The 3,492-nt window shown below is 66.7% G+C and carries 4 protein-coding genes; 3 read left to right on the plus strand and 1 reads right to left on the minus strand.

The annotated features are described in order from the left end of the window. Positions 1-131: 131 nt before the first annotated feature. Complete coding sequence (locus tag AC1DU6_RS24015; protein WP_477860139.1) at positions 132-860, plus strand: purine nucleoside phosphorylase YfiH/LACC1 family protein; 729 nt, start codon at positions 132-134, stop codon at positions 858-860. Here AC1DU6_RS24015 and AC1DU6_RS24020 read toward each other — a convergent pair. After that, entirely contained in the window at positions 780-1,046 is a 267-nt protein-coding gene (locus AC1DU6_RS24020) for a hypothetical protein (protein ID WP_457322752.1), read from the minus strand. The two genes, AC1DU6_RS24015 and AC1DU6_RS24020, sit on opposite strands and share 81 nt — an antisense overlap. A 183-nt stretch (positions 1,047-1,229) precedes the next feature. On the opposite strand from AC1DU6_RS24020, the gene phaC reads away from it, so the two are divergent. Beyond that, positions 1,230-2,840, plus strand: coding sequence for a class I poly(R)-hydroxyalkanoic acid synthase (gene phaC / locus AC1DU6_RS24025; RefSeq protein WP_457349924.1), 1,611 nt, complete (start codon positions 1,230-1,232; stop codon positions 2,838-2,840). 20 nt (positions 2,841-2,860) lie between these two features. Next, positions 2,861-3,492: thiolase family protein (locus tag AC1DU6_RS24030; protein WP_477860142.1), on the plus strand; the 632-nt coding region annotated here is incomplete at its 3' end.

A 3,492-nucleotide genomic window follows, 5' to 3' on the forward strand; every position in this document is an offset into this window, starting at 1 on the left:
GCTCGTGCCCCAGGTCTACAACGCCCAGCGCTTCGAATGCCCGCTGGACGACTTCCCGACCGTCATGCGCGTGAACGCCGCCTGCCTGGCCCTGCCGGCCTTTGCCAATACGCATCCCAGCGTCTGTCCCGATGCAGCCTGATCCGAACTGGCTGCGCCCGGATTGGCCGGGCGTGACGGCCTTCATGACCACTCGCGGTCCCAACTTCGGACGCAAGGCGGGCGACCCCGAACTGGCCAAGGCCAACCGCATCGGACTCGCCGAGGTGCTCGGCGCGCGGCCGGTCTTTCTCGATCAGGTCCATGGCGCGGACGTCGTGCGCCTGCGTGCCGGCTGGCACGATGACAACGCGCCCAAGGCTGATGCAGCCGTGTCGACCGACCCCGAGCTGGCCGTGGCCATCCTGGTCGCCGACTGCCTGCCGGTGCTGTTCTCGGCGCCGGGCGGTGTGGCCGGCGCGCACGCGGGCTGGCGCGGCCTGGCGGCTGGCGTGCTGGAGAACACGGTGGCCGAGCTTTGCGACGCCGCGAACTGCGAGCCGCATGAAGTGAAAGCCTGGCTGGGCGCCTGCATCGGCCCCGCGGCCTTCGAGGTGGGCCCAGAGGTCGTCGCCGCCTTTGGGCGTGAGCCCATCGAGTGCGACCAGCCCGGCTTCGTCTACCGGCCCAACCCCGAGCCTCGCTGGCGCGCTGATCTGCCCCTGTTGGCTCGCGAAAGATTGATCTCGGTCAATATCACCCAAATCAGCGGCGGCACCTGGTGCACCCTGACCGATGATTCACTTTTCTTCTCGTTCCGGGGCGAGGCTCTCGGCCGGCCCCGCGGCCGGATGGCCGCCTGCATCTCCTTGCGCGGCTAGCTCGGCAGCACGCCGCCGACGCTTGCGGCCGGGCGTGCCGAGGATGTAGAGCAGCAGGCCCAGTGGAAGGACGCCGTAGAGCATCAGCGTGACGAAGGCACCGAACAGCGAGCCCTGAGGGCTGATCGCTTCTGCTGCCGCCATCATCAGCGCGACGTAGGCCCACGCGATGGCAACGAGGTACATGATGGGGGTGTCATTGGCGCGTCAGTGCGCAAGAGTACAAACAGGGTCTGCGAGATGTGGCAAGCTTATTGCAACGGATCGAGACAACACCGCTGACGCGGGAGCTCCGAGGAAGACATGGCCACACGCAAGAAGAACGACGCCCCGCCCGCTATGGAGGGGCCGGCTGTATTCGCGGACCTGATGCAGCAGATGGCGCATCTGCCGCAGATCTCACCCACCGCACTGGCCGAATTGCAGGCCGATTATCTGAAGCAGGCCACGGCGTTGTGGAACACGTCGCTGGGGCAGGGCGAGGCTCCGGCCATCGGCGACCGCCGCTTCGCCGCGCCCGAATGGCGGAGCAACCCGGCCGCCAGCTTCATGACCCAGCTCTACCTGCTCAACAGCCAGACGCTGGGCCGGATGGCCTCGGCCATCGAGGCGGACGACAAGACCAAGGCGCGCATCCGTTTCGCCGTGCAGCAGTTCGTCGATGCCGTGTCGCCCAGCAATTACCTGGCGTTGAACCCCGAGGCGCAGAAGCTGGCGCTGGACAGCCAGGGCGAGACGCTGACCCGTGGCCTGCAGCAACTGTGGGGCGACGTGCAGCGCGGCCATGTGTCGCAGACGGACGAGAGCGCCTTCGAGGTCGGCAAGAACGTGGCCACCACGGCCGGCAGCATCGTTTTCGAGAACGAGCTGTTCCAGCTCATCGAATACGCGCCGCTGACGAAGGAAGTGCACACGCGACCCTTCCTGCTGGTGCCGCCCTGCATCAACAAGTTCTACATCCTGGACCTGCAGCCGGACAACTCGCTGATCCGCTACGCCGTCTCCGAAGGCCATCGCGTCTTCGTCGTCAGTTGGCGCAACCCGGATGAATCCATCAAGCAGCTGGGCTGGGACGACTACATCGAGACCGGCGCCATCGAAGCCATCCGCGTCGCGCAGGAGATCTCGGGCCAGGACAAGATCAACACCTTGGGCTTCTGCGTCGGCGGCACCATCCTCGCCACGGCCCTGGGCGTGCTGGCCGCGCGCGGCGAACAGCCGGCCGCCAGCGTCACGCTGCTGACCACGCTGCTGGACTTTGCCGACAACGGCATCCTCGACATCTTTGTCGACGAGGCCATGGTGAGGCTGCGCGAGGCGACGCTGGGCCCCGAGTCGCCCAAGGGCCCGCAACTGCTGCACGGCCAGGAGCTGGCCACGACCTTCAGCTTCCTGCGCCCCAACGACCTGGTGTGGAACTACGTCGTCGGCAACTACCTGAAGGGCGAGCAGCCGCCGCCCTTCGACCTGCTGTACTGGAACGGCGACTCGACCAACCTGCCCGGGCCGATGTACTGCTGGTATCTGCGCCACACCTACTTGCAAAACGAGTTGAAGCAGCCGGGCAAGCTGACGGTCTGCGGCGAGAAGCTGGACATCGGCGCCATCGAGGCCCCGGTCTACATCTACGGCTCGCGCGAGGACCATATCGTGCCTTGGACCAGCGCCTACCGCAGCACCCAGATCCTCAAGGGCAAGAAGCGCTTCGTGCTGGGTGCGTCGGGTCATATCGCCGGCGTCATCAACCCGCCCGCCAAGGGCAAGCGCAGCCACTGGATTGCCAAGGGAGCAGCCCTGCCGGCCGACCCCGAGGCCTGGTTGGCCAGTGCCACCGAACACCCCGGCAGCTGGTGGCCGGACTGGTCCGCCTGGCTGGCCTTGCATGCCGGCGCCAAAAAGCCCGCGCCCAAAGAGCCGGGCAACCGCAAGTTCAAGGCGATCGAGCCCGCGCCCGGTCGCTATGTGAAGGTCAAGGCCTGATCGTTTTTAAGGAGACATCCATGAGCAAAGAAGACATCGTCATCGTCGCCGCCGCACGCACGGCCATCGGCAAGTTCGGCGGCACGCTCGCCAAGACGCCCGCCACCGAGCTGGGCGCTGCCGTCATCCAGGACCTGCTGCGCCGCACCGGCCTGGSCGGCGACCAGATCAACGAGGTCATCCTCGGCCAGGTGCTGACCGCTGGCGTCGGCCAGAACCCGGCGCGCCAGTCCGTCATCAAGTCCGGCCTGCCCAACGTCGTGCCAGCCATGACGATCAACAAGGTCTGCGGCTCGGGCCTCAAGGCCGTGATGCTGGCGGCTCAGGCCATCCGCGATGGCGACAGCGACATCATCATCGCCGGCGGCCAGGAGAGCATGAGCATGAGCCCCCACGTGCTCAACGGCTCGCGCGATGGCCAGCGCATGGGCGACTGGAAGATGGTCGACACCATGATCGTCGACGGCCTGTGGGACGTGTACAACCAGTACCACATGGGCATCACGGCCGAGAACGTGGCCAAGAAGTACGGCATCACGCGCGAGCAGCAGGATGCGCTCGCACTGGGCAGCCAGCAGAAGGCCGCCGCGGCCCAGGACGCGGGCCGCTTCAAGGACGAAATCGTGCCGTTCAGCATCGCGCAGAAGAAGGG

The organism is Roseateles sp. P5_B10, from assembly GCF_056400485.1.

What these genes read in the sequence shown, in the direction of transcription:
- AC1DU6_RS24015 (WP_477860139.1), top strand. Translation starts at nt 132, where the DNA reads ATGCAGCCTGATCCGAACTGGCTGCGCCCGGATTGGCCGGGCGTGACG.
- AC1DU6_RS24020 (WP_457322752.1), bottom strand. Translation starts at nt 1,046, where the DNA reads ATGTACCTCGTTGCCATCGCGTGGGCCTACGTCGCGCTGATGATGGCG.
- phaC (WP_457349924.1), top strand. Translation starts at nt 1,230, where the DNA reads ATGCAGCAGATGGCGCATCTGCCGCAGATCTCACCCACCGCACTGGCC.